Annotated in this window: 21 protein-coding genes; 14 read left to right on the forward strand and 7 right to left on the reverse strand. The window is 62.2% G+C overall.

Features of this window, described 5'->3' with window-relative positions; genetic code table 11:
- Window positions 1–3: 3 nt before the first annotated feature.
- The 4 genes from ACVXZ4_RS13200 to ACVXZ4_RS13215 are packed head-to-tail and all read left to right on the forward strand — an operon-like array spanning window position 4 to window position 3,540.
- Window positions 4–486, forward strand: a complete 483-nt coding sequence (locus tag ACVXZ4_RS13200; protein ID WP_461795291.1) for a hypothetical protein — start codon at window positions 4–6, stop codon at window positions 484–486.
- Window positions 483–1,631, forward strand: a complete 1,149-nt coding sequence (locus ACVXZ4_RS13205; protein WP_461795292.1) for an efflux RND transporter periplasmic adaptor subunit — start codon at window positions 483–485, stop codon at window positions 1,629–1,631. The genes ACVXZ4_RS13200 and ACVXZ4_RS13205 overlap by 4 nt, the downstream gene beginning before the upstream one ends.
- Entirely contained in the window at window positions 1,628–2,317 is a 690-nt protein-coding gene (locus ACVXZ4_RS13210) for an ABC transporter ATP-binding protein (protein WP_461795293.1), read from the forward strand. Before ACVXZ4_RS13205 ends, ACVXZ4_RS13210 begins: the two co-directional genes overlap by 4 nt.
- Window positions 2,314–3,540 carry an ABC transporter permease gene (locus tag ACVXZ4_RS13215; RefSeq protein WP_461795294.1) on the forward strand — a complete coding sequence of 409 codons (1,227 nt, stop codon included), beginning with the start codon at window positions 2,314–2,316 and terminating at the stop codon, window positions 3,538–3,540. The genes ACVXZ4_RS13210 and ACVXZ4_RS13215 overlap by 4 nt, the downstream gene beginning before the upstream one ends.
- A gap of 114 nt (window positions 3,541–3,654) precedes the next feature.
- Here the strand turns inward: ACVXZ4_RS13215 and ACVXZ4_RS13220 are convergent, their stop codons facing one another.
- Entirely contained in the window at window positions 3,655–5,010 is a 1,356-nt protein-coding gene (locus tag ACVXZ4_RS13220) for an aspartate aminotransferase family protein (RefSeq protein ID WP_461795295.1), read from the reverse strand.
- Window positions 5,011–5,134: 124 nt separating this feature from the next.
- Here ACVXZ4_RS13220 and ACVXZ4_RS13225 point away from each other — a divergent pair, with 124 nt between their 5' ends.
- Entirely contained in the window at window positions 5,135–6,019 is an 885-nt protein-coding gene (locus ACVXZ4_RS13225; RefSeq protein ID WP_461795296.1) for a LysR family transcriptional regulator, read from the forward strand.
- Between the two features lie 67 nt (window positions 6,020–6,086).
- Here the strand turns inward: ACVXZ4_RS13225 and ACVXZ4_RS13230 are convergent, their stop codons facing one another.
- The gene (locus tag ACVXZ4_RS13230) at window positions 6,087–6,803 is read right to left on the reverse strand and encodes a lysostaphin resistance A-like protein (RefSeq protein WP_461795297.1); all 717 of its coding nucleotides are present in this window, start codon (window positions 6,801–6,803) and stop codon (window positions 6,087–6,089) included.
- Between the two features lie 521 nt (window positions 6,804–7,324).
- Between ACVXZ4_RS13230 and ACVXZ4_RS13235 the strand changes: the two genes are divergently transcribed.
- From ACVXZ4_RS13235 to ACVXZ4_RS13250, 4 genes are all read left to right on the forward strand, one after another.
- Window positions 7,325–7,618: a serine hydrolase gene (locus ACVXZ4_RS13235; RefSeq protein ID WP_461795298.1), complete on the forward strand. Its 294-nt coding sequence runs from the start codon at window positions 7,325–7,327 to the stop codon at window positions 7,616–7,618.
- A gap of 154 nt (window positions 7,619–7,772) precedes the next feature.
- Window positions 7,773–9,080: an IS21 family transposase gene (gene istA, locus ACVXZ4_RS13240; RefSeq protein WP_461795241.1), complete on the forward strand. Its 1,308-nt coding sequence runs from the start codon at window positions 7,773–7,775 to the stop codon at window positions 9,078–9,080.
- Complete coding sequence (istB, locus tag ACVXZ4_RS13245; RefSeq protein ID WP_461795240.1) at window positions 9,077–9,916, forward strand: IS21-like element helper ATPase IstB; 840 nt, start codon at window positions 9,077–9,079, stop codon at window positions 9,914–9,916. Before istA ends, istB begins: the two co-directional genes overlap by 4 nt.
- 82 nt (window positions 9,917–9,998) lie before the next feature.
- Window positions 9,999–10,466: a serine hydrolase gene (locus ACVXZ4_RS13250; protein ID WP_461795299.1), complete on the forward strand. Its 468-nt coding sequence runs from the start codon at window positions 9,999–10,001 to the stop codon at window positions 10,464–10,466.
- A 76-nt stretch (window positions 10,467–10,542) separates the two neighbouring features.
- Here ACVXZ4_RS13250 and ACVXZ4_RS13255 read toward each other — a convergent pair whose 3' ends face one another.
- The 4 genes from ACVXZ4_RS13255 to ACVXZ4_RS13270 form a co-directional block, all read right to left on the reverse strand.
- The gene (locus ACVXZ4_RS13255) at window positions 10,543–11,466 is read right to left on the reverse strand and encodes a MerR family transcriptional regulator (protein ID WP_461795300.1); all 924 of its coding nucleotides are present in this window, start codon (window positions 11,464–11,466) and stop codon (window positions 10,543–10,545) included.
- Between the two features lie 72 nt (window positions 11,467–11,538).
- A complete protein-coding gene (locus ACVXZ4_RS13260; RefSeq protein WP_461795301.1) occupies window positions 11,539–12,030 on the reverse strand; it encodes an FBP domain-containing protein in 492 nt (163 codons plus the stop codon).
- A gap of 35 nt (window positions 12,031–12,065) precedes the next feature.
- Window positions 12,066–12,635 carry a TetR-like C-terminal domain-containing protein gene (locus tag ACVXZ4_RS13265; protein ID WP_461795302.1) on the reverse strand — a complete coding sequence of 190 codons (570 nt, stop codon included), beginning with the start codon at window positions 12,633–12,635 and terminating at the stop codon, window positions 12,066–12,068.
- A 448-nt stretch (window positions 12,636–13,083) separates the two neighbouring features.
- Window positions 13,084–14,616 carry an APC family permease gene (locus ACVXZ4_RS13270; RefSeq protein WP_461795303.1) on the reverse strand — a complete coding sequence of 511 codons (1,533 nt, stop codon included), beginning with the start codon at window positions 14,614–14,616 and terminating at the stop codon, window positions 13,084–13,086.
- A 141-nt stretch (window positions 14,617–14,757) separates the two neighbouring features.
- On the opposite strand from ACVXZ4_RS13270, the gene ACVXZ4_RS13275 reads away from it, so the two are divergent.
- The gene (locus ACVXZ4_RS13275) at window positions 14,758–15,855 is read left to right on the forward strand and encodes an LLM class flavin-dependent oxidoreductase (RefSeq protein WP_461795304.1); all 1,098 of its coding nucleotides are present in this window, start codon (window positions 14,758–14,760) and stop codon (window positions 15,853–15,855) included.
- 28 nt (window positions 15,856–15,883) lie between these two features.
- Here the strand turns inward: ACVXZ4_RS13275 and ACVXZ4_RS13280 are convergent, their stop codons facing one another.
- Entirely contained in the window at window positions 15,884–16,789 is a 906-nt protein-coding gene (locus tag ACVXZ4_RS13280; protein ID WP_461795305.1) for a LysR family transcriptional regulator, read from the reverse strand.
- 122 nt (window positions 16,790–16,911) lie between these two features.
- On the opposite strand from ACVXZ4_RS13280, the gene ACVXZ4_RS13285 reads away from it, so the two are divergent.
- Genes ACVXZ4_RS13285 through ACVXZ4_RS13300 form a run of 4 tightly spaced genes read left to right on the forward strand, consistent with a single transcriptional unit; the run spans window position 16,912 to window position 20,424 of the window.
- The gene (locus ACVXZ4_RS13285; RefSeq protein ID WP_461795306.1) at window positions 16,912–17,409 is read left to right on the forward strand and encodes a secondary thiamine-phosphate synthase enzyme YjbQ; all 498 of its coding nucleotides are present in this window, start codon (window positions 16,912–16,914) and stop codon (window positions 17,407–17,409) included.
- A gap of 2 nt (window positions 17,410–17,411) precedes the next feature.
- The gene (locus tag ACVXZ4_RS13290; RefSeq protein ID WP_461795307.1) at window positions 17,412–18,866 is read left to right on the forward strand and encodes an FGGY-family carbohydrate kinase; all 1,455 of its coding nucleotides are present in this window, start codon (window positions 17,412–17,414) and stop codon (window positions 18,864–18,866) included.
- Window positions 18,867–18,883: 17 nt separating this feature from the next.
- Window positions 18,884–19,690, forward strand: a complete 807-nt coding sequence (locus ACVXZ4_RS13295; protein ID WP_461795308.1) for a TIM barrel protein — start codon at window positions 18,884–18,886, stop codon at window positions 19,688–19,690.
- Window positions 19,687–20,424, forward strand: a complete 738-nt coding sequence (locus tag ACVXZ4_RS13300) for a triose-phosphate isomerase (RefSeq protein WP_461795309.1) — start codon at window positions 19,687–19,689, stop codon at window positions 20,422–20,424. The genes ACVXZ4_RS13295 and ACVXZ4_RS13300 overlap by 4 nt, the downstream gene beginning before the upstream one ends.
- Window positions 20,425–20,438 lie beyond the last annotated feature (14 nt).

Consider the following 20,438-nt stretch of genomic DNA (forward strand, 5'->3'; position numbering starts at 1 on the left):
CTCATGAAGCTCTTGAGCCGGAACCTCAAATTGACCGCAACCCTGCTGTCGCTCGCTTTCGTAGGCGCAAGCCTGGCTGGTTGCAGCACCAGCAAACCCACCAATAAAAGTCCCGAGAACTCGCCTTCGTTCTCAAGCAACGCGGAATACCAACTTGCATTCGCTGAGTGCATGCGAGGCAAAGGAATCGACATGCCCGATCCGGGCAAGGGCGGGCAAATTTCGGCGGGTTCCGGCGACCATTACCTCGAATCTGCTAAGGCCTGCCAGGTAGATCTCGGAGCACCACCCGCCGGCCCGGATGGCAAGGGAATCCCTTCCGATGCCGAACAGCATGAGATCTTCCTCAAGGTTGCACAGTGCTTCCGCGACAACGGAATCGACGTCCCGGACCCCGCAGCTGGCGAATCATTGAGCCTCCCAATGGATGCCGACCAAGGCGTTCTCAAGAAATGCGCCACTGCGGGAAAGAGTGTTACCCAGTGACCGAGCACCAGGAAATCAACAGCAACCGAAAATCGCCGTCGCCCGACACGACCCGCTCCCAGCCGATACGGAAGCTATCCCGACGTCGACTCGTTCTCGGAATCGTCGCAGCGGCAATAGTCATTGGCGGGATGGGTGCTGGAGTATGGGTCGCCTCAACCCGAGCACTCGGAATCGAGGCGCATGGAGTGAAGCCACCACAGATCGCCACCGACACCACAAGGCGCGGAGACCTCGAGGGAAACACCACAGCATCGGGAACACTTCGCTACAAAGGCTCGCGCGGGATTCAATCCGGACTCTCGGGAACGGTAACTGCGCTACCCAGTTCCGGCGCCTCGTTGTCCCCTGGTGATCGTTTGTACACGATTGACGATTCACCCGTCTTCCTCCTACGCGGCGACACCCCCGCCTGGCGAAGTTTCGCCAGCGGGATGAACGACGGATCAGACGTGAAGCAACTGGAGCAGGCATTGAGCGAACTCGGATTCTTCACCGGTGAACCCGACGAACATTTCAGTTGGGCCACTGCCAAGGCAACCATGGACTGGCAGAAGTCCAACGGCATCAGCCGCACGGGCGAGTTGCCCTTCGGTTCCATCGTGTTCACACCGGGCGACTTGCGTATCGGATCTGTAACCGCGAACGTCGGAGACCTGGTCAGCGCCGGTGCGAAGCTATTCATGGCATCGGGAACGACTCAAATCGTCGACGTCAACCTGAGCCTCTCCGACCAACAACTCGCTGTCCTCGATGCCGCAGTCGTCGTCCGCCTCCCTGGAGGCAAGAAAACAACTGGAAAGATCGTGTCCGTTGGGACCCCGACTGAGATCGAGGGTGACACTGGCGGAAAACAGACCGTAATCCCTACAGTGATCACATTGAACGACCCGGCCGCCTCTTCAGCCCTCCAAGAAGCAACCGTCACCGTCGATATACCGAGCGAGCTTCGCAAGAACGTGCTATCGGTCCCCGTGGGCGCCCTACTGGCCATCACCCCAAACCAATTCGGCATTGAAGTCGTTGATAAGGACGACACAACTCGTCAGGTCCCCGTCAGAACAGGACTGTTTGCGGGTGGTCGGGTAGAGATCTCCGGATCCGATGTGACAGAAGGACTACGAGTAGTGGTGCCGAAACGATGAAGCCTGTCATTTCACTCGACAACGTCCAGCGCGCATACGGCACGCCGCCCGTCCTCGCCTGCGCCGGAGTGTCACTAAAGATCTACCCGGGCGAATTCGTCGCGATCGTCGGGCCGAGCGGGTCGGGAAAATCCACGCTGCTCAACCTCATCGGCACACTCGATCGACCCACAGGGGGAACCGCCCACATAGACGGCCTGAATATCAACGATCTCGACGACCGTGCTCTCTCCGCCCTGCGCGCCTACCGAATCGGGTTCGTCTTTCAGCAATTTCACCTCGCCGATGGCGTCACCGCCATCGACAACGTTGCAGACGGTCTTCTTTATACGGGCCAGCCGCGTGTCGAACGCCGCAGGCAGGCTGTGACCGCTCTGCACCGTGTCGGCCTCGACCACCGGTGGGATCACCGCCCCCACCAACTCTCCGGGGGCGAACGTCAGCGCGTCGCCATCGCCCGCGCGATCGTCGGCAATCCCCCGCTCCTGCTCGCCGACGAACCCACCGGAAACCTCGACAGCGCCGCAGGAGCAGCAATCGTCGACCTTCTGCACCAGCTCAATGCCCAGGGCACCACGGTGGTTGTCATCACCCATGACAACGACCTCGCGGGCCAGCTTCCCCGCAGGATCGCGATCCGAGACGGCCGGGTCGTCAGCGACTCCAACCAGGAGATAAACACGTGACCACGACAATTGAACCATCGCCCGCCACCGGGATACCGCGTAGCCCCCGACGCTCCCGTCTGCTGGCGCTCGACATCCTGCGTCTTGGAACGACAGGGCTACGCGCCAGACCTACCCGAGCCGTCCTCTCCGCGCTCGGAATCGCGATCGGCATCGCGGCAATGATCGCCGTTGTCGGTATCTCCGCCTCGAGCCAGGCCCGACTAAACGAGCAGCTGTCACAGCTAGGCACCAATCTGCTCACCGCCAGCGCCGGCAAAAGTATCACCGGACAGCAAACCACCCTGCCCTCCGACGCGCTTGGAAAGGTTGCCCTGATCGATGGGGTCGAGTCTGCGAGCAGCACCTCGGGGCTCTCAGTGAGTGTGTACCGCAGTTCACTTTCCGATCCCGCGGCCACGGGCGGTCTCACGACGATGGTCGCCGATTTAGACCTACTCAGTGTGACCTCGACGACGCTGCGCTCCGGAAACTGGCTGAACACCGCAACCTCCGACTTCGCCACCGTCGTCCTCGGCGACACCGCCGCGTCCCGGCTCGGCGTCGTCTCGCCCGGAACGCAGATCTGGATCGGCGGGAAGTACTTCACCGTTATCGGCATCCTGGCCCCCTCCGCGCTCGCCCCCGAACTCGACACCGCAGCACTCATCGGCGCCAACGTCGCCGAGCAACTCTTCGAATACCACGGATCGCCAACCACCATCTACCAACGTTCCGAGAGCGATGCCGTCGGACAAGTCCGGTCCCTGCTCGCCCCTACAATCTCACCGCAATCACCCGGTGACGTTGACGTCTCACGACCATCAGACGCACTCGCTGCACAGACCGCCGCCAACGACGCTTTCAGCGGGCTGCTCCTCGGCCTGGCATCTATCGCCCTCCTCGTTGGAGGCATTGGAGTGGCGAACACGATGATCATCTCTGTCTTGGAGCGACGCCGGGAGATCGGACTCCGGAGGGCGCTCGGCGCAGCACGCAGACATATCCTCATCCAGTTCCTGGCGGAGGCGCTTCTGCTCTCCGCCCTTGGCGGTGTCTTTGGAAGCGCGCTTGGCATAGCAGCGACGAGCCTCTTGGCGTTCATCAACGGGTGGCCCTTTGCCCTTCCGCCTGTCACTGTCGCTGTGGCCGTCGGAGCGACACTCATCATCGGCGCAATCGCCGGCTTCTACCCTGCCATCCGCGCCGCACGGACTCCGCCCACTGCAGCGCTCAATTCCTGAGGCGTTCGAACAGCCGCCTCACTGCGGCGGGACCAAACCCAGGTCGCTTCATTACGCCACCTTTGGGTGCGCCCGGGTTCCGGCTGCATTGGATGCTCCCACTCCAGGGTTGCCCTAAGGTCTCGGCGCTTTCTCGCCGATCGCTTGGTCGAGAATCTCCAGGCCCAGCTCGATCTCTTGGTCTGAGCTCGTCAGCGGAGGGGCGAGCCGAAAAGTGCCCCCGATACCCGGGAGCTGGACAATGTTCATGTGCAAGCCGAGATCGAAACATTGTCGCGTGATCGCTGCCCCGAGTGAGTCAGCGTCGGAGAGTTGGCCCGCACTGCTGTTCTCGGGTGACAGTTCGAGGCCCTGCAGCAGGCCACGTCCGCGCACGTCGCCAACGACGGGGTGTCGGTTTTGAATCTGCAGCAGCCCGGCGCGAAGCTTTCTGCCCAGGTGATCCGCTCGCTCGACCAAGCTGTCTCGTTCGAGAACATCGAGCACGGTGCATCCGACCGCGGCGACGAGAGGGTCGGATACGTGGGTGGTGAAGAAGAGAAACCCGCGCTCGTACGCGGTCTGCTCGATCTCTGACGACGTGATCACTGCGGCAAGGGGCAGACCGGCTCCGAGAGTCTTAGACAGCGTGAGGATATCGGGCACCACTCCGTCGCGTTCGAATGCGTACATAGTGCCGGTGCGACCGAGCCCGGTTTGTGCCTCGTCAAGGATGAGGAGCATTTCCCTCTCTGCACACTTGAGTTTCAGTGAGGCGAGATAGCCGAGCGGCAGTTCGATCACTCCCCCGGAACTGAGGATCGGCTCGACTATGCACGCGGCCAGCGCTCCCGTGGATTGGGCGTCAATGAGAGCGAACGCGAGATCGAGTTGATGCTGCCAGTCCAGGTTGCCGTCCGCGTCGACAATGTCCGGACGATACGCAAATGGTGCCGGGATGGCGAAGTTGCCGGGGGCGGCCGGCCCATATCCGCGGCGTCCCGCGCTATAGGTGGCTCCGACCGCGCCCTGCGTCATCCCGTGCCAGGAGCGGGCGAAGGAGACTATTTCGTGTCCGCCGGTCACGAGCTTGGCGAGACGGATGGCGGCCTCGTTCGCCTCCGCGCCGGTGGAGAGCAGCAGTGTCTTCTCCAGCGGCTCCGGCAGAGACTCAGCGAGGCGACGCGACAGCTCGAGCACCGGTCGGGAGAGCATCCCGCTGTAGAGGTGATCCAGCCGGGCCACCTCGCGTCGCACGGTTGCGACAATTTCAGGATGGGAATGTCCGAGGATTGCGCTCATCTGACCAGACGTGAAGTCGAGGATCTTCCGACCGGATTCAGAGTAGACGAAGCTACCTTCCGCATGGTCGATGATCTCCGGGACGAAAGCACTGCCGTAGCGGAGGACATGCCTGTCGGCGTCGGCCCGGAACGTTGTGGACCTTAATGAAGAAGACGCCTGGCCCGGAGTAGAAAAAAAGTCGGTCATTGCAGCAGGTTAGCGAGTTGATGGTGTTCGGAAAAGGCGCCTATCTAGACGCTGTTGTGCGGTTTTATCGAACAGTATGCTGTGCTGCATGACACTCAATCCATGGCGCCTCCGGCTGCTCGACGTGTTCGAGCGGGTGGGCACGGTGCGCGGGGTCGCAGAGGAACTACTACTGAGCCCGTCGACCGTCTCCCAGCAGTTCACCGTGCTCGAAGCCGAGACCGGAGTTCAGCTGCTGGAGCGGGCCGGGCGCACTCTTCGTCTGACACCGGCCGGTCGAATGCTTGTCGATCGGGCCCGTGATCTGCGGGACCATCTGGACTCCATCGAGGCGGAACTGCTCGATGAGGCGCATGGCGTGGCCGGTGTGCTGCGCATCGGTGGGTTTGCCAGTTCCGTCCGGCCGCTCCTCATAACTGCGGTTCGTGAACTTCGGCTTGTTTATCCGCGCCTGTTAGTTGAAATACACGAAATCGAGCCCCGCGAGAGCACGTTGGCGCTACATCAGGGGTTCTGCGACATCGTCGTCACTGTCGACGAACACGACGGTTCACTGCTCACCCCCACGCTAGTGGTCATGCCCCTCGCGACGGACCCGCTGATGGTCGTACTCCCCGAGGACCACCGAGCGGCCGAACGGGACGTCATCCCCTTGGCGGAACTGGCGGGTGACCGGTGGGCCCTCGATGTGACGGGGAGCTACCTCGGGGAACTCGTTCCGCGTCAGTGCCGTCTTGCGGGTTTCGAACCGATCGTCGCCGGCCGTTTCTCAAGCTACGGGGTGCTCTTGGACCACGTGATCGCCGGCCTATCGGTGGCCGTCCTTCCCGAAATGGCTGTGGCCGAAAGGCCGGGTCTGGTCGCCCGGCCGACTGTCGGACTAGAAAATCGCAGAATCGTCGCCGCATCGCGGCGAGCCAATGTGGGCAGACCCGCGGTGGTCGGGGTCATGAAGACCCTTCGGGAGGTCGCCGAACGAGAAGGCCATCGCAACCGTTTGTCGCGGTGAGGCTGACCTCGGCGAAGGCGCCGGTAAGCCCCATCGGTATCAGGCTTGCGTGATCGAAGCAGTGGAATTAGTTCGTTGCCGAGTCGGCGAGAATCACGGGCACGAGAATGGCCATCGCGTTGTTCACGCCGTGGAGCATGATCCCGGGCCAGATCGAGCCCGACCATCGAAACAGCACCGCGGCGAGGATGCCCACTACGAACGCGATAGGAAACACTGGATTGATTCCGTGGGCGAGCGCGAAGATCGCCGCGCTGGCGATAATTCCGACCAAGGGGCCGAAGCGCGCCATTAAACCGTTGGCGAAGACTCCCCGGAACAGCGACTCCTCCCCCAGTGGTGTGATGAGCGATCCCGCCACCAGTGTGACGACGAGTGACAGCACTCCGCCGGCCGCCGCGGCCTGGTAGGAGCCCTGGACGTTTTCCGGTTCGCCGATCAGCATCGCGTAGACGACGGCGATGACCGTGCCGAGAACAAATGCGACCAGCCCGAAGGCCGCACCCAGGACCACGTACCGCACTTTGGTCCGGCGAAATCCGAAGGCCGACAGACCACGGATTCGAATCACAGCCGCCACCGCCAGCGCGATGATCCCCATGAGACCGGAAACGACAAACCCCGCCACCCCCGCTACTCCCTCGTCTTCGATGAGGGGCAAGAGCACGGCGACCAGGAGGTAGGACGCCCCGTACGTGAGCGCTCCGGCCAGCATCTCGGGCCAGCCCGGCACCAATGGTCGGTTTCGTTTCGGGACGAATTCGCGGTTCAAGGTCGTGGTCATGTCATGGTCTTTTCGTTGGGATCGATTGAGTGCTCTATAGGCCGCGGCGGCGAACACGGCAAGGAAGGAGGCTGTGAGATCGCAATCCGGTCGGGAGCCATCGCGGATGGCAAGTCGAACCTGCGATCCGCCGATATATTCGATTGAAGACCATGCCCTTGGGGCACAGTCAAGGAGTCTCGGATCACACTCGGCAAATCGATCCCGATCGGGCATCGGGCCCCTTTTCGCAACTAGTTGACGACCACCCAGCCTGACCCAGACCCGAGGGCATAGTTTCTAATGGCCCAATCACCCTGCAGCCCACTTGCCCCGCTCAAGCTGGGTAAAATTCCGTCAAGAGAGAACATCACGCCGTGCACCGTTCTCGAACCACGCTGGCCATCTTCGGTCTCGTCGCAACGGCTGCGGTGCTGTCCGGCTGCTCAGCCGCTTCCCCAGAGGCAGCACCTCACTCTTCACTCCTGAGCAGTGCACCAGATACCTCTACGTCGGCGACTGTTGAAGCCACTTCGGCGGCATTGAGGAACCTCGAAGAGAAATATGACGCCCGTCTCGGCGTCTTCGCCATCGACACTGGAACAGGTAAGGCGGTCACGTACAGGGCGGACGAACGATTCGCTTACGCGTCAACCCACAAGGTGCTTTCTGCGGGAGCAATTCTCAGGGAGAGCGCCCTTGACGATCTTAACCAAGTGGTTCGGTACACGGAGGCGGATCTGGTCGACTATTCACCGATCACCGAGAAGTACGTTGAAACGGGGATGCCGCTCCGCGACGTGATCGCAGCGGCGCTGCAGTACTCCGACAACTGACGGCGCTCACTGAAATTCCCCAGTTCTGCTCACCGAAATTCCCCACCCCGGGTCGCTTCCGCACATAGAAGCGGGCCTCCCTCGATGCTGATGGTCTTCGACCACACACCAGCTCGAGAAAGGCCCTGCTCCTATGCTTTCAGAGGAGGACGACGTGGACATCCACGCGCTCAAACGACAAGGGATGACGATCAGTGAGATTGCCCGCCGCACCGACCACGACCGCAAAACCATCCGGGCTTATCTGGCCCGACAGACCGCTCCGGGGCAACGCAAACGTGCCACTCCGGACTTGTTCGACAAGTTCATCGCCTATGTTGCGGCGAGGCTTACCGAAGATCCGCACCTTTGGGCGGTGACACTGCTCGACGAGTTACGACCGCTGGGCTTTACCGGCTCCTACCCGACGCTGACTCGCCAGGTTCGGGATCGCGGGTTGCGGCCTACATGCACGGCCTGCGCGCATGTGACGAAACGACCGAACGCGATCATCGAGCACCCGCCCGGGGAAGAGACCCAGTTCGACTGGGTCGAGTTGCCCGACGCGCCGACTGGGTGGGTGTTTCCCACGAAACGCGCCTACGTCCTCGTGGGGTCGCTGGCGCACTCCGGTGTTTGGCGGGCGGTGATCTCACCATCGATGGACCAGCCGCACCTGCTGGCCGCGATGACGGTGCTGCTGGGCCTGCTGGGCGGTGTGACGAAGACCTGGCGGTTCGACCGGATGAGCACGGTCCTGAAGGCCGGGACGAGTGATCTAACGCCGATGTTTGCCGCGTTCTCCAAACATCATGCCGTCAGCGTGGTCGCATGCCGGCCCCGCTCCGGGAACCGGAAAGGGGTGGTGGAGAAGAACAACCACACCGCGGCGCAGCGGTGGTGGCGAAACTTGGCCGATGAGCTCACACCCGAGCAGGCGCAGCACAGCCTCACCACTTTCGCCTCCCGCCAGGACGGGCGGCGCCGCGAGGGCCGGGATGGGTCCACGACCGCGGCGGTCATGTTCGCCGCGGAACGCCTCGCCCCGCTGCCCCCGACGTTGTTCCCCGTCGTCGTGACGGAAGAGCGCACTGCGACCCGGCAGGCGCTGATCGACTGGCGTGGCAACCGGTACTCGGTCCCGCCCGAGCTGGCCGCGACGAAGGTTGTCGTCTATCAACGGCTCGGCGCGAACACCATCGATATCGCCACAGTCTCTGGTGTGGTCCTCGCCCGCCACCAAGTTGCTGAGCCGGGGCTCGGGGTGACGATCCGCGACAGCGGACACGTCACCGCACTCGAAGCGATCGCCTTGGCGTCGGCGCCTCCCGGGCGCCCGCACCGGAAGAAGGAACGCATCCCACCGGGGACCGGCGCCCGCGCCGCCGCCGCTGAACTTGCCGGCACCCCAGCCCCCACCACAACCGTGATCAACCTGGCCGCCTACGAGCAGGCCGCGAAGAACAGGAACACACTCCAATGACAACACCGACGAGACCCCAGACCGCCTCGACCACGATGACCACCGCGACGTCGGCGAGTATCTATCAGCAGCTGAAGGGCCACCTGGCCGAACTGAAGCTTGCCGACGCAGCCGAGGCGTTGCCGCGCGTCCTCGACCAGGCGCAGGCCGAGGGCTGGTCGCTGACCCAGACGCTCGAGCACCTGCTCGCCGTCGAGGTCACCGCCACCGACGCCCGCCGCCTGGCTGGCCGGTTCCGGTTCGCCAACCTCCCCACCGGCGCCACCCTCGACGACTTCGACCTCGACGCCGCCTCCGGCATCGACCGGTCCCTGCTCGCCGAGCTCGGCACCTGCCGGTTTCTGGACACCGCGACGAACGTGCTCCTCATCGGCCCGCCCGGCGTCGGGAAAACACACCTCGCCACCGGCCTCGGACACGCAGCAGTGCAGGCCGGCTACCGCACCTACTTCACCTCCGCCGCCGACCTCGCCGCCCGCTGCCATAGGGCTGCGATCGAGGGCAAGTGGGGCACGATGATGCGCTTCTTCGCCGGTCCCACCCTCCTCGTCATCGACGAACTGGGCTACCTTCCGCTGCCAGCCGAGGCAGCGTCAGCCCTGTTCCAGGTCATCAACCAGCGCTACCTGAAAACGTCGATCGTGATCACCACGAACCGGCCCGTCGGAGCCTGGGGCGAGATCCTCGGCGACACCACCGTCGCCGCCGCGATGCTCGACCGAATCCTCCACCGCTCCGTCGTCATCACCCTCGACGGAGCCTCCTACCGGCTCCGCAACCACACCGCAGCATCCGACGAACTACGCCGCATCACCACCGGCACAAACCTGCGCTAACCTAACCCCGCGACCTGGGGAGTTTCAACGATCAAGACTGGGGAAATTCGCTGAGCGCCGTCACAACACCGCCGCAAACCTGATGTTCCGCCGACTCGGTGGACCCGCAGCCCTTGGAAAGACGCTGATCGAGATCGGTGACCGAACCACACAGGTCGCCCGCGTCGAACCCGAACTCAACGAAGCCACTCCGGGTGACCCTCGAGACACTACGACTCCACGAGCCATCGGTTCTGATCTGCGTAAATTCGCTCTTGGAAGCGCCTTGTCGCAAGCCAAGCGAGCGATTTTGACAGAGTGGCTTCGAGGCAACACTACGGGAGCGAACCTGATCCGCGCCGGCGTGCCCTCTGACTGGACGGTGGGTGACAAGACCGGCAGCGGCGGTTATGGAACACGGAACGACATCGCCATTGTGTGGCCTAGCGCAGGGGCGCCGGTTGTGGTCGCTGTGATGTCCAACAAATCGACCGAGCACGCGAAGTACAACGACGCCCTCATCGCTTCCGCTGCCAATGAATCAGTGGCGGGGCTCCGCGTGAGACCGTGATCGAAACGGCGCGGAGACGTTTCCCCCTTGAACTGAGCTCACGATCTCGCTGGCCAGCGCCGCGGGGAAGTAATGATCACCGCGTTGCCGATGCGCCGTCCAGCGCCGCTTCGAGAGCCATCAGCTTTTCGGAATCTCCGGTGCCGACCAAGTGGGCCCGATACAACACCTCGAGCTGAGCTGGGTTGTAGATCTCCTGCATCGCGGCAGCGATGGTGGCCTCGACGTCCAAGCCATCCCGACGAGCCTTCGACGCAGGATTTCGCAGCCAGGGTGATCGCTCGATCTGCCGAGTGATCGCCGGAGCGAGGAGTTCGCCAAGCCGCTGCCGGGATTCCCGGTCGGCTTCGGGGGTGAGCGCCTCGAACTCATCACCTGCAGGGGTGCGGGGCTCGTGCTCTATTGCCCGGCGCAGGTCACCCATCGCGGATTCGTCGAACACGCGAGCACAGATCATGACGAGCGAACGATTTGCATCCGACAGATCCTTCGCCACTTCGCTGAATCCAGCGGGCAGTTCGGCCGGTGAGCGATGCTGCAAAATGAGGGCGAGCTCCACACGGATGCGCTGCAACCGGTCGACTGTGGCCGCAAGTTCTGCATCCACCACGCGGATCGACTCGTCGGGCGCTGTTCCCGCGCGACCGAAGGACGCGATCTGCGCTAGTGAGACGCCCAACTCCGCAAGTCGAGAGATCTGCAACAGTCGCAGCAAGTGCGAGACCTGATACTGCTTGTACCCGTTCGTCTTTCGCGCAGGCTCATCGAGGAGACCCATCTTGTGATAGTGCCGTACCGCTTTGACGGTGGTGCCGGCGAGTTGCGCCAGTTGGCTGGTGCTCCAAGCCACGTCCGCTCCTCTTTGATTGGTGCCAAGTCGACGCCCTTCGGGCATGGTCAAATCGATGGCGCTAGGGCCCGGGTCGAGTGCGTCCGGCGCATTGTCGATGATGCTGTCGTGGGCCAGACGTGATTCGGTGGCAGCAACGGCCGTGTTCATCGCAGCCTCAGGCGGAGAGAGGAGCATGATGTGACTTGGACTGGGCGATGCCTTGAGGGCGTCCATAGGTGGTCAGGTGGAGTCGCGGAGGTCTGCGACGAACCTTCCCGCTCGCAGTCCGAGGCTTTCGATCCTCTTGACTCGCGCCGCGTCCCGATCGAACCCGGTGTAAGCGAGAGGAGGGAGCTTTCGCACATTGGCGGAGCATTCGAAGTGCGCGCAAATTAGAGTCGAGACCGTATTGCCGGCCCGTCCTGCGAGGCCCGCTCGTCGTGCGGTGAAGTAATGCACGTCATTGGGGAGGGTGACGTCCTCGCACCACGAGCATTGCGCTCGCGAGCGAGTCCGGCCCTCGGACTGCCGGAGCATGACCCCGGTCGGGCCGTCATCGAGGTAGCTCACGACATAGCCGACCGTGGGGAGCTTGGGATCCCTCCACCCCAGGTAGTCCAGGTCCGCCCAGACAAGGGTGTTGAAGTCGGCTGGAAGGGTGATTGCTTTCCGTTCCCGAAGGGACGTATTGACGAAGGATGTGCGCACGTCAGCTGCGCTGAGTTCTTTCACAGTAGGGAGCTCCTTCTTTCCATGGTGAGTCAGTTTCAGCTGGATGGCCAGTTACCGAGCGTGAAGTGCAGTGCATTCAGTGCGCTGTCCCAGGACGCCTTGGCGGACCTGGTGCCGTGACCGAACCCTCCGCTTCGCTCCAACAGCACATAGCCGTGAAATGTGGAGTGCAGCAGGCGCAGGGCATCCGTCTCGTCGGGTTCGCTCAGTGCGTACCCGCGCAGCATGGCTCGCGTCATGTCCGCATGGCGGCGAGCAGCGCTCTGCTGTGCAACATTGGGTTCAAGGCTTATCTGCGTTGACGCGTATCGCCCGGGATGGTTTTGTGCATACGAGCGGTACGCGTTGGCGAAGGCGACGAGAGCGTCTCGTCCGGCGCGGCCCGCCAGTGCCGCACTCACTTCGTCTGCAAGCTCCGCCAACGCGAGTACTGCAACTCCGGAACGGAGCTCGTGGAGGCTGCGCACGTGGGCGTACAAACTGGCGTCTTTGACGACGAAGTGCCGAGCTACGGCAGACATGGACACCGTGTCGAATCCGCCCGTGTCGGCCAGGTCCGCTGCAGCGGCGATGATGCGTGTCGACGTAAGTCCTGCACGTGCCATTTTCGCGCCCTCCCTTTTCCTAGAACCCCTCTATATTAGCCTAGAGGTTCTAGTCACCAAAACGAAATTGGAGGTGTAGGCCACGGCCCCCGATAGGCATGACTCGACGTTTGTGTGGCAGCGGGCAGGAAACTCCTTTACCGCCACGCTGGATCGCCTCCGTTGCCGACCCGACCGAGTGTTGCTCGCCGTGGTGATGGCACATAGTTTGTCTCAGCGAAGGTACGCCCACAATCGGCGCGACCAGTCTGCTGCAAGGGTTCGCGACAGTGTTTAGTCACATAACCGGTGCGTTTGATTACCTTCGTTGCGCTGCGCAAGTGAGGGCAATGACTGGGACTCCGTGGTCGCGGCTGATACCAACGACGGGCCACGCCGAGTAGACGGGGGTCGACCTACCAGTCGCTGTGCGACCACTCCAGTGAGTATCATCCACGCGACCATGGGCTCAGCCGATCTTCGGAGTTGGGACTTCGTCCGGGTGATCCTGCGCGTAGAGCGGACCGGCCTGGCCGCCAGCGAGCCTGCGCCGCAGCACTAGGAGCCACCAGATCGCCGCCACGGCGAGGACGCCTGCGAAGACCAGGCCGTTGCCCGCGAAAGCCGGCAGGAACAGCAGGGCCGCTTCGACGATCAGGAAGACGACCAGGCTCACGATGAGGACCGGCATACGAGCCCGACCCAGGTTGAAAGTTCCTGGTTCAGCCACCGGGATCCTCTTTCGTACCGTCGCGACAAGCAGACCTATCGTCTGCAGCAAATAGGTAGTGAAAAAAGCGAGTGTGGCGATGCCAAGGAAGTAGTTGAAAGCCTGCTGGCTGACCAGGGCGGACAACAGGAGCAGCACGGATACCGCGCCGAGCGTGACGACAGCCGTCGACGGGGTCTTCCGCTTCGGCGACACGTAACGCAGGGCCCGGGAGAACGGCATCATGTTGTCGCGGGAGAGCGAGTAAAGCAGGCGAGTGCCCACCAGGACATTCGCAAGCAGGCAGACCGCGATGTTCGTCAACGCGAAGGCGACGACGATCCGGGCGAAGATCGGACCGAGCTGCTGCGAGATGATCGCTTCGATCGGCGCCGAATTGCCCGCCAACGCTGCGGGATCCTTGATCGCGAGAACGTACACGAGGTACATCAGGAATTCGAGGATGCAGGAGGTTGCGAAGGCGATGAACATGGTGCGAGGAATCACCCGGCGTGCATTCTTTGTCTCCTCAGCCACGTCTGCGACCGCTTCCACGCCGATCAGGCCGAAGAACGGGCCGAGTGACGCTGCCAACCACGCGAAGAGGTACGGCGTTTGCGCGTCGGGGCTAGTTCCCGTAAAGAGCGCCGAGATCGGCTGTGCATTGTCGGGCACAGCAAACGCGACCACCGCGATGATCAATGTGACCACGATAGTGACGACGAGCTCGAGAGCAACGCCTATGTTGTTGATGAAGGTCGCCAGCCGCACGCGATAGGCGTTAATCAGCACGCACACGACGACGACCCCGATGGCAATGAAGATCTGCTGCGGCTGCGTGAGCTTCCACCCGAAGACGCTGCCGAGATACCCCGCAAAGATGTAGCCAAGGCTGGTGATGCCGCTGATCCAGCCGATGAGGGCCGCGAACCCTGTGAACCAGCCGAGACTGGGCCCGTTGAGGCGACTCGTCCACTGGTAGGCATAACCGGCCAGCGGAATCTTCGCGGCGACGTCGGCGGCAATCAGAGTCCAAAGAAGAAAGACCGGGATAGCAAGGAACAGGGTCCAGATAAATGGCGAACCCGCATTTCCGTAGCCGCCGGCGAAACCGGTGAAGACGGCGGTGGTTGCGCTGATCGTGGAGAAGCCGATCGCAAACGAGGCGACTCTCCCGACGGAGCGATCGAGTTTTTGCTTGTAGCCGAACTCTGCAAGTCGCGAGTCCTCGTCCTCACCCACTCGAGCAGGAGGCGGGATGAGGGGAGAGTTGGTGGACGACGATTTGGGCATTGCAGGTACTCCTTGCTTCGGGGAGACCGCGGCCGAACGGTCTTGTTCTGGTGTCGTAAGTGAACCGTGAGAAAGTTCCCACCGGAAGGTTGAAGCCGTTATCTTCCAATAGGTAGGGGTTATCAGCTGAATCGCCAGGTTATGGCGTTCATTAGCGCTCGCTTTTCTGATGTGACGAGCAAGGTGAAGTACTCCGCGCTGGTGGCGCGGGAACAGTACTTGCAGCGTGAGCGACTATGGTCAGTCACAGTAGGAGCAGGGAACATTTCAATCAGAATGGACAATTCCATGCGCAGCCCGATCGGCGTTATGGCGCCTCCTGATCTGCCCGCTACCGAATTCGTCGAGTATGCGCAGCAGGCAGAGCGATTAGGCTTCGCTGAGTTGTGGATCGTAGAAGACTGCTTCCTCCAGGGCGGAATCGCCCAAGCCGGTATCGCCCTCGCGTCCACCAGTCGCATTCGTGTCGGAATTGGGATTCTGCCGGCCGGGGCACGCAACGTCGCGTTTGTCGGCATGGACCTCTCGACCATATGTTCGATCTTTCCCGGACGGCTCATCGTGGGAATCGGCCATGGAATGCAGACCTGGATGCGTCAAACCGGGTCATGGCCAGCGAGCCCGCTGACCCTCCTCGATGAGTACATTTCTGCGATGAGGGCCATTCTGTCGGGCGAGACAGTGACGGCTGAAGGCCGTTACGTCAAACTCCGTGAAGTTCGGTTCGCCGCACCTCCCGCTAAGGTACCGCCGATCTACGCCGGAGTACGCGGCCCCAAGTCCATGGCCCTTTCCGGGCGGATTTCGGACGGCACGATCCTCGCCGAGCCCGCTACCCCCGAATACATCCGTACTGTGCGCAAACACATCGGAAAACCGGGTACAGGCCACAAGATCGCCGCATACAACATTGCCGCCGTTGATGAGTCACCGGAGAGAGCGCGTGCGCTCGCGCGACAGGGCCTTCATTGGATCGGTGAACCCGAATGGGCGCCCCATATTTCGCCGCTATCGTTTGCCGCGGAATTTGCAAGCCTTCGAAAGACCGCCGACTCGCGCGAGGACTTCGCAAACAGCCTTCCCGACGAGTGGGTCGACCAGCTCGCTGTTGTCGGAGACGTCGCATCGACCACAGCGCGTCTCGCGCAGCTCAGTGAAGCCGGAGCTGACCACCTGATCCTCATTCCGGCCGGCGCTGACCCTTATCGCCAGATGGCTAGTCTCGCCCAGCTTCTATGACGGGAACGCGTACCCTCCATATCCGCGCTTAGGAGCGCAGAAGCGGAGGCCTCGGGATTCGGCTCAGCATGAATTGAACGAGCTTCCGTGATGACACGGTAAGTCGTGACGGATTCCATGCCAGCGTGGTGTAACTCACCGGGCGATCGACAATTGGAACGAACGCGATGCCCGGCCGGTCGTAGAGGCGGATCATCGACGACGTAGTAAAGCTCAACCCCACACCTCGGGAAACGAGCGTCGTCTCTGCCTCGTAAGTCGCCGCCTCCGCAGCAATCACGGCGGGTTTGCCGGCTCGGGCATCGGCAGCCATCCAATAGTCACGCCAATGGCCGGCGGATTCAGGTGCAACCACAATGGGTTCGTCCAAAAGTTCATCGATCCGAAGCGTCGCCCGTTCTGCCAACGGATGATCTCGCGGCAAGCACGCGACCCAGAATTCCTCCGCGACGACTGCCATTTCCAGCCCTTGCGTATCCACCGGCGGACGGATGAGAGCGATATCCGAGGCCCCGCCATCAAGACCCGCAGTGGGATCAGAGAAGTCGTACTCTGTGGTTTCAATTGTGATTCCGGGCAGTTCCTGATCGACATGTTCAAGCAGTCGAAAGAGGAGGTCGGCACCGGTCCCAATGAGGTACCCAATTCGAACGGGAGCGTGATCAGCGAGACTTGCTGCCGAATCCAGCGCTGCCTCGATTTCTCGAAGGGCAGACCGGACTGATGGCAACCACGCTTTTCCGAAGGAAGTCAGCGATACCGATCGGGTGTCCCGGTCGAACAGCCGGTCGCCGACGAACTGTTCGAGTTGCCGGATGGCGGCCGAGAGCGCGGGCTGAGAGATGTACAGTCGCTCGGCGGCTCGACGGTAATTCAACTCGTCGCTAAGTGCCTCGAAATAGCGCAGGAGCCGAAGCGTCACGTCTTGCTGCACTTGCTGACCTCCATCCGATTGATAACCGTAGGTTATCCCCTCATCGTGGTTTCGTAATTCCCCTCAGCGACCTGTCACGAGAGAGTGAAGTTCCCACTAGTTCGACTACGAAGAGGTATCCCATGGTCAGTCACCGCCGGTCGATCGAAGTCGAAACTCCCGCTCGTCAGGAATTCTTTGATGTCACCCATCAGTTGCAATCGTTCATCGAGGAATGCAAATTCTCGGACGGGATTGCTGTCGTCTACTCCCAGCACACCAGCTGCTGCGTGCTGTTGCAGGAAGAGTCAGAGGACACAACTTATTACGGCACGCAGCTGCTACTCCAGGACACTCTGAACGTACTGGCGAAAATCGTGCCGCCCACGCGTCACGAGGGTCAATACCTCCACCCGGGACCGATTCATATCAAGAATGCCGGCGATCTTCGCGGTGAGCTGCCCGAGTGGGGCCTTAATACGGACGGCCACATCATCTCGTCAATCCTTGGGAGGTCTGAGACCATCCCCGTTACCGACGGGGCGGCCATTCTTGGTGAGTTCGGCCGGGTGTATTTCGGTGATCTGGACTCCGTTCGCGCCCGCACCCGAACCGTGCAGTTTCACCTTCTTGGCGACTGATTGTGCTCGTCTACGCGGTCGACATTGGCACGACCAATCTCAAGACGGTACTTTATGACGAACAGCTACGTCCCCTGGCGACAGCATTCGAGGCTGCTCGGTACACGCGCACCGGCGAGCGGGTCGAGTTCGATCCGTCGGAACTGTTCGACCGCATCGTCTCGTTGATCGCCGATTGCGCCGTTCAGGTTGGCGGTACACATGATCACGACGTCATCGTGTCCCTCACCGGTCAGGCGGAGTCATTGGTGCTGACGGACCGTGAGGGGGTGGCGGTGCGGCCAGCGATGTCCTGGCTTGACGAGCGCGCCGCAGATGAGGCCGACACGCTGGGCGACCTATTCGGAGAGGACGCGGCGTTCGCGGTTACCGGTGAACCGTTCCCCAGCACGACCTGGCCGGCCTCGAAGATGCTCTGGCTCCGGCGCCATGAGCCGACATCACTCACTGATTCGGCACACGTGCTCATGGTGAAGGACTATGTAGTTCAACGTCTAACCGGGCTCGCGATGGGAGAGGTCACCACTCGTGGGTTCACCTATTTCTGGGACGTGCGCCAACGGACCTACTGGGACGCGATGCTCGACGTCTGCGGTATCCCAGACGGAACCCTCCCAGAGGTTGTACCGGCTGGAGCGGACCTGGGGCGGGTCACCTCGGCAGTAGCGGACCTGCTGCCCGCTGCGCGCAGCTATCGCGTCAACTCAGGCGCGCTCGACCACTTCTGCGCGATGGTGGGAACGGGATCCTACGCGCCGGGAGTGGTGAGCGAGTCTGCGGGAACCGTCCTGTCCCTGTCGATGCTCGTCGACGACTGGGATTTCGACGCTCAGCGAAAAGTGTCATTTCATGCCGGACTCCGTCCCGGAGAGACCATTCTCTTTAATGGCGCCGACAGCGGCGGCGTGGCGCTGGAATGGTTCAGGCAGCAGGGACTCGGTGGGATGCCGTTCGCCGAGCTCGAACGACGGCTCCGGCAGCGATCCTCCCCAGAAGCGCCGATTTTCCTCCCATACCTGACCGGCGTGAATCCGCCGGACTTCCTCGCCGCGGCACGCGGTGCATTTCTCGGCCTGGATCTCTCACACGATCGCATCGACATGGCGTTCGCGGTGGAGGAGGGTATCGCTCATCTCCTGCGAAGGAACATCGATTACCTCACCCCCGCGCCTGTGAACGAGATCGTGTCGACAGGAGGAGGAGCCGAGTCTACATTTTGGAGTCAACTGAAAGCGGATGTGTGTGGCGTGGATGTCGTCGTGCCCGAGGAACGTGAAGCGACCTGTCGCGGAGCGGCTGCCCTGGCACTCGTCGCGGCGGGAGTCATCGACGAGATCAATGACGTCGCCTCGCTCAACCCGCCCTCAATGGCCCGATTCCCAACGACCCGATCTTCCGCGCACGAAGCGCGGTACGGACTTTTTGAGAGCTACCTCAATCGCCTCTACGGAGGCTAAGGAAGATGGAGAAACCGATGAAGCTTGCCTGCTCCTCCCCAATGGTTCCGGGAGCAACTCTCACCGAGAAAGCAGTACTGCTGGCCGACTGGGGATACGACGCGATCGCGGTCTTCCAGCCGCTCGCCGACTGGAACGACACTGTCCGTCGCGAATTGTCCTCCCTGACTAGTCGCACTGGCGTGCGCCCAGTCGAATTCGTGCTCACCGACGACATCTACGGCAATGCGATGTCCTCTGATGCTGATCTTCGTGGCCGGTGCCGCGCCATGTACAGGGAAGCCGCCGCGGTATGCGCCGAGATCGGGGCGGTCACTGAAATCGAGTTTCAGTACGGTGCGCAGAACCCGCTCCCCTTGTTCGAGCCGTTTCAACAGCTCGACGCGCGGCAGACAACCGACTTCATCGCCTTCTATCAGGAGATGCTCGACATCGTGGACGGGTCTGAGGGGCGCGTTCTGCTCGAGCCGCTGAACCGCTATGAGAGCCGTTATCTCAACCTCGCGGCGGACAACCTGGCCATCATCGAGGCGGTCGCCCATCCGAACTCTGGGCTCCTGCCCGACGTGTTCCACATGTCCATCGAGGAGGCGGACATCCCGGCCACACTGCGCGCCGCAGCCGACCAGATCGTGCACGTGCACCTCGGCGACAACAACCGACTCCTCCCCGGACACGGGCACCTCGACTGGCCGGGCATCATCCGGGCGCTTCGGGATGTCGGCTACGACGGCTACCTCAACCTCGAGTGCTCCACGGAAGGCGATCCCGCATCGACCCTTCCCGCAACGGCTGTGTTCCTACGAACGCTGCTCGACGCATGAACTCCTCGCTGAGCGGGCCATTCTTCGAGATCGGCCCCAAGAATCTCCTCCGTCTGGCGGAACTTGAAGAGATCACGAAAATCGCGGGAGCCGCCGGAGCCGAGTTCGGTGTCAGCGTCGTGGTGACGGTGCCCACCGCGTTCGTGTCACTGATCGCCGGGCTGTCCACGGGCGTCCTGGTCTTCGCCCAGGAGATGAGCGTGGACAAGCCCGGTCCGTCATTCGGAACCGTGACCGCGGAGGCGCTGCTCGATGCCGGCGCTGCCGGCGTGATGCTGAACCATGACAGCAACCCGCTCGACCCCAATTCCCTCAGCCTCTCGGTAGCCAGAGCCAAAGAGGTCGGCCTGGCCGCAATCGTGTGCGCCGGGACCGAATCGGATGCCGAGCGGTTCGCATCGTTGGAGCCGGATGTCATCTTGTTCGAACCACCCGAGCTCATCGGCACAGTCGGTGGATCCCCGCGCAACTGGATCGCACAGTCGAATCAGTCGGTCCATCGGGCCTATCCGGACGTGCTCATGATGCATGCTGGCGGCGTCGGATCCCCCGAAATCGCGGAAGCGATTATGGCCGCGGGGGCGGACGGCACCGGATCGACTAGCGGAGTCCTCGGCGCGATTGACCCGCCTGCCGCGGCACGCCGGTTCATCGCCGCAACGCGAGCCGGCTGGAATACGGCGCACTCGAACTCCCCCAGGAATTTCAACGCATCGAAATTCGACGCACACTAGAAAAGGAGCATCAT

The sequence above is a fragment of the Lacisediminihabitans sp. FW035 genome (assembly GCF_054880895.1).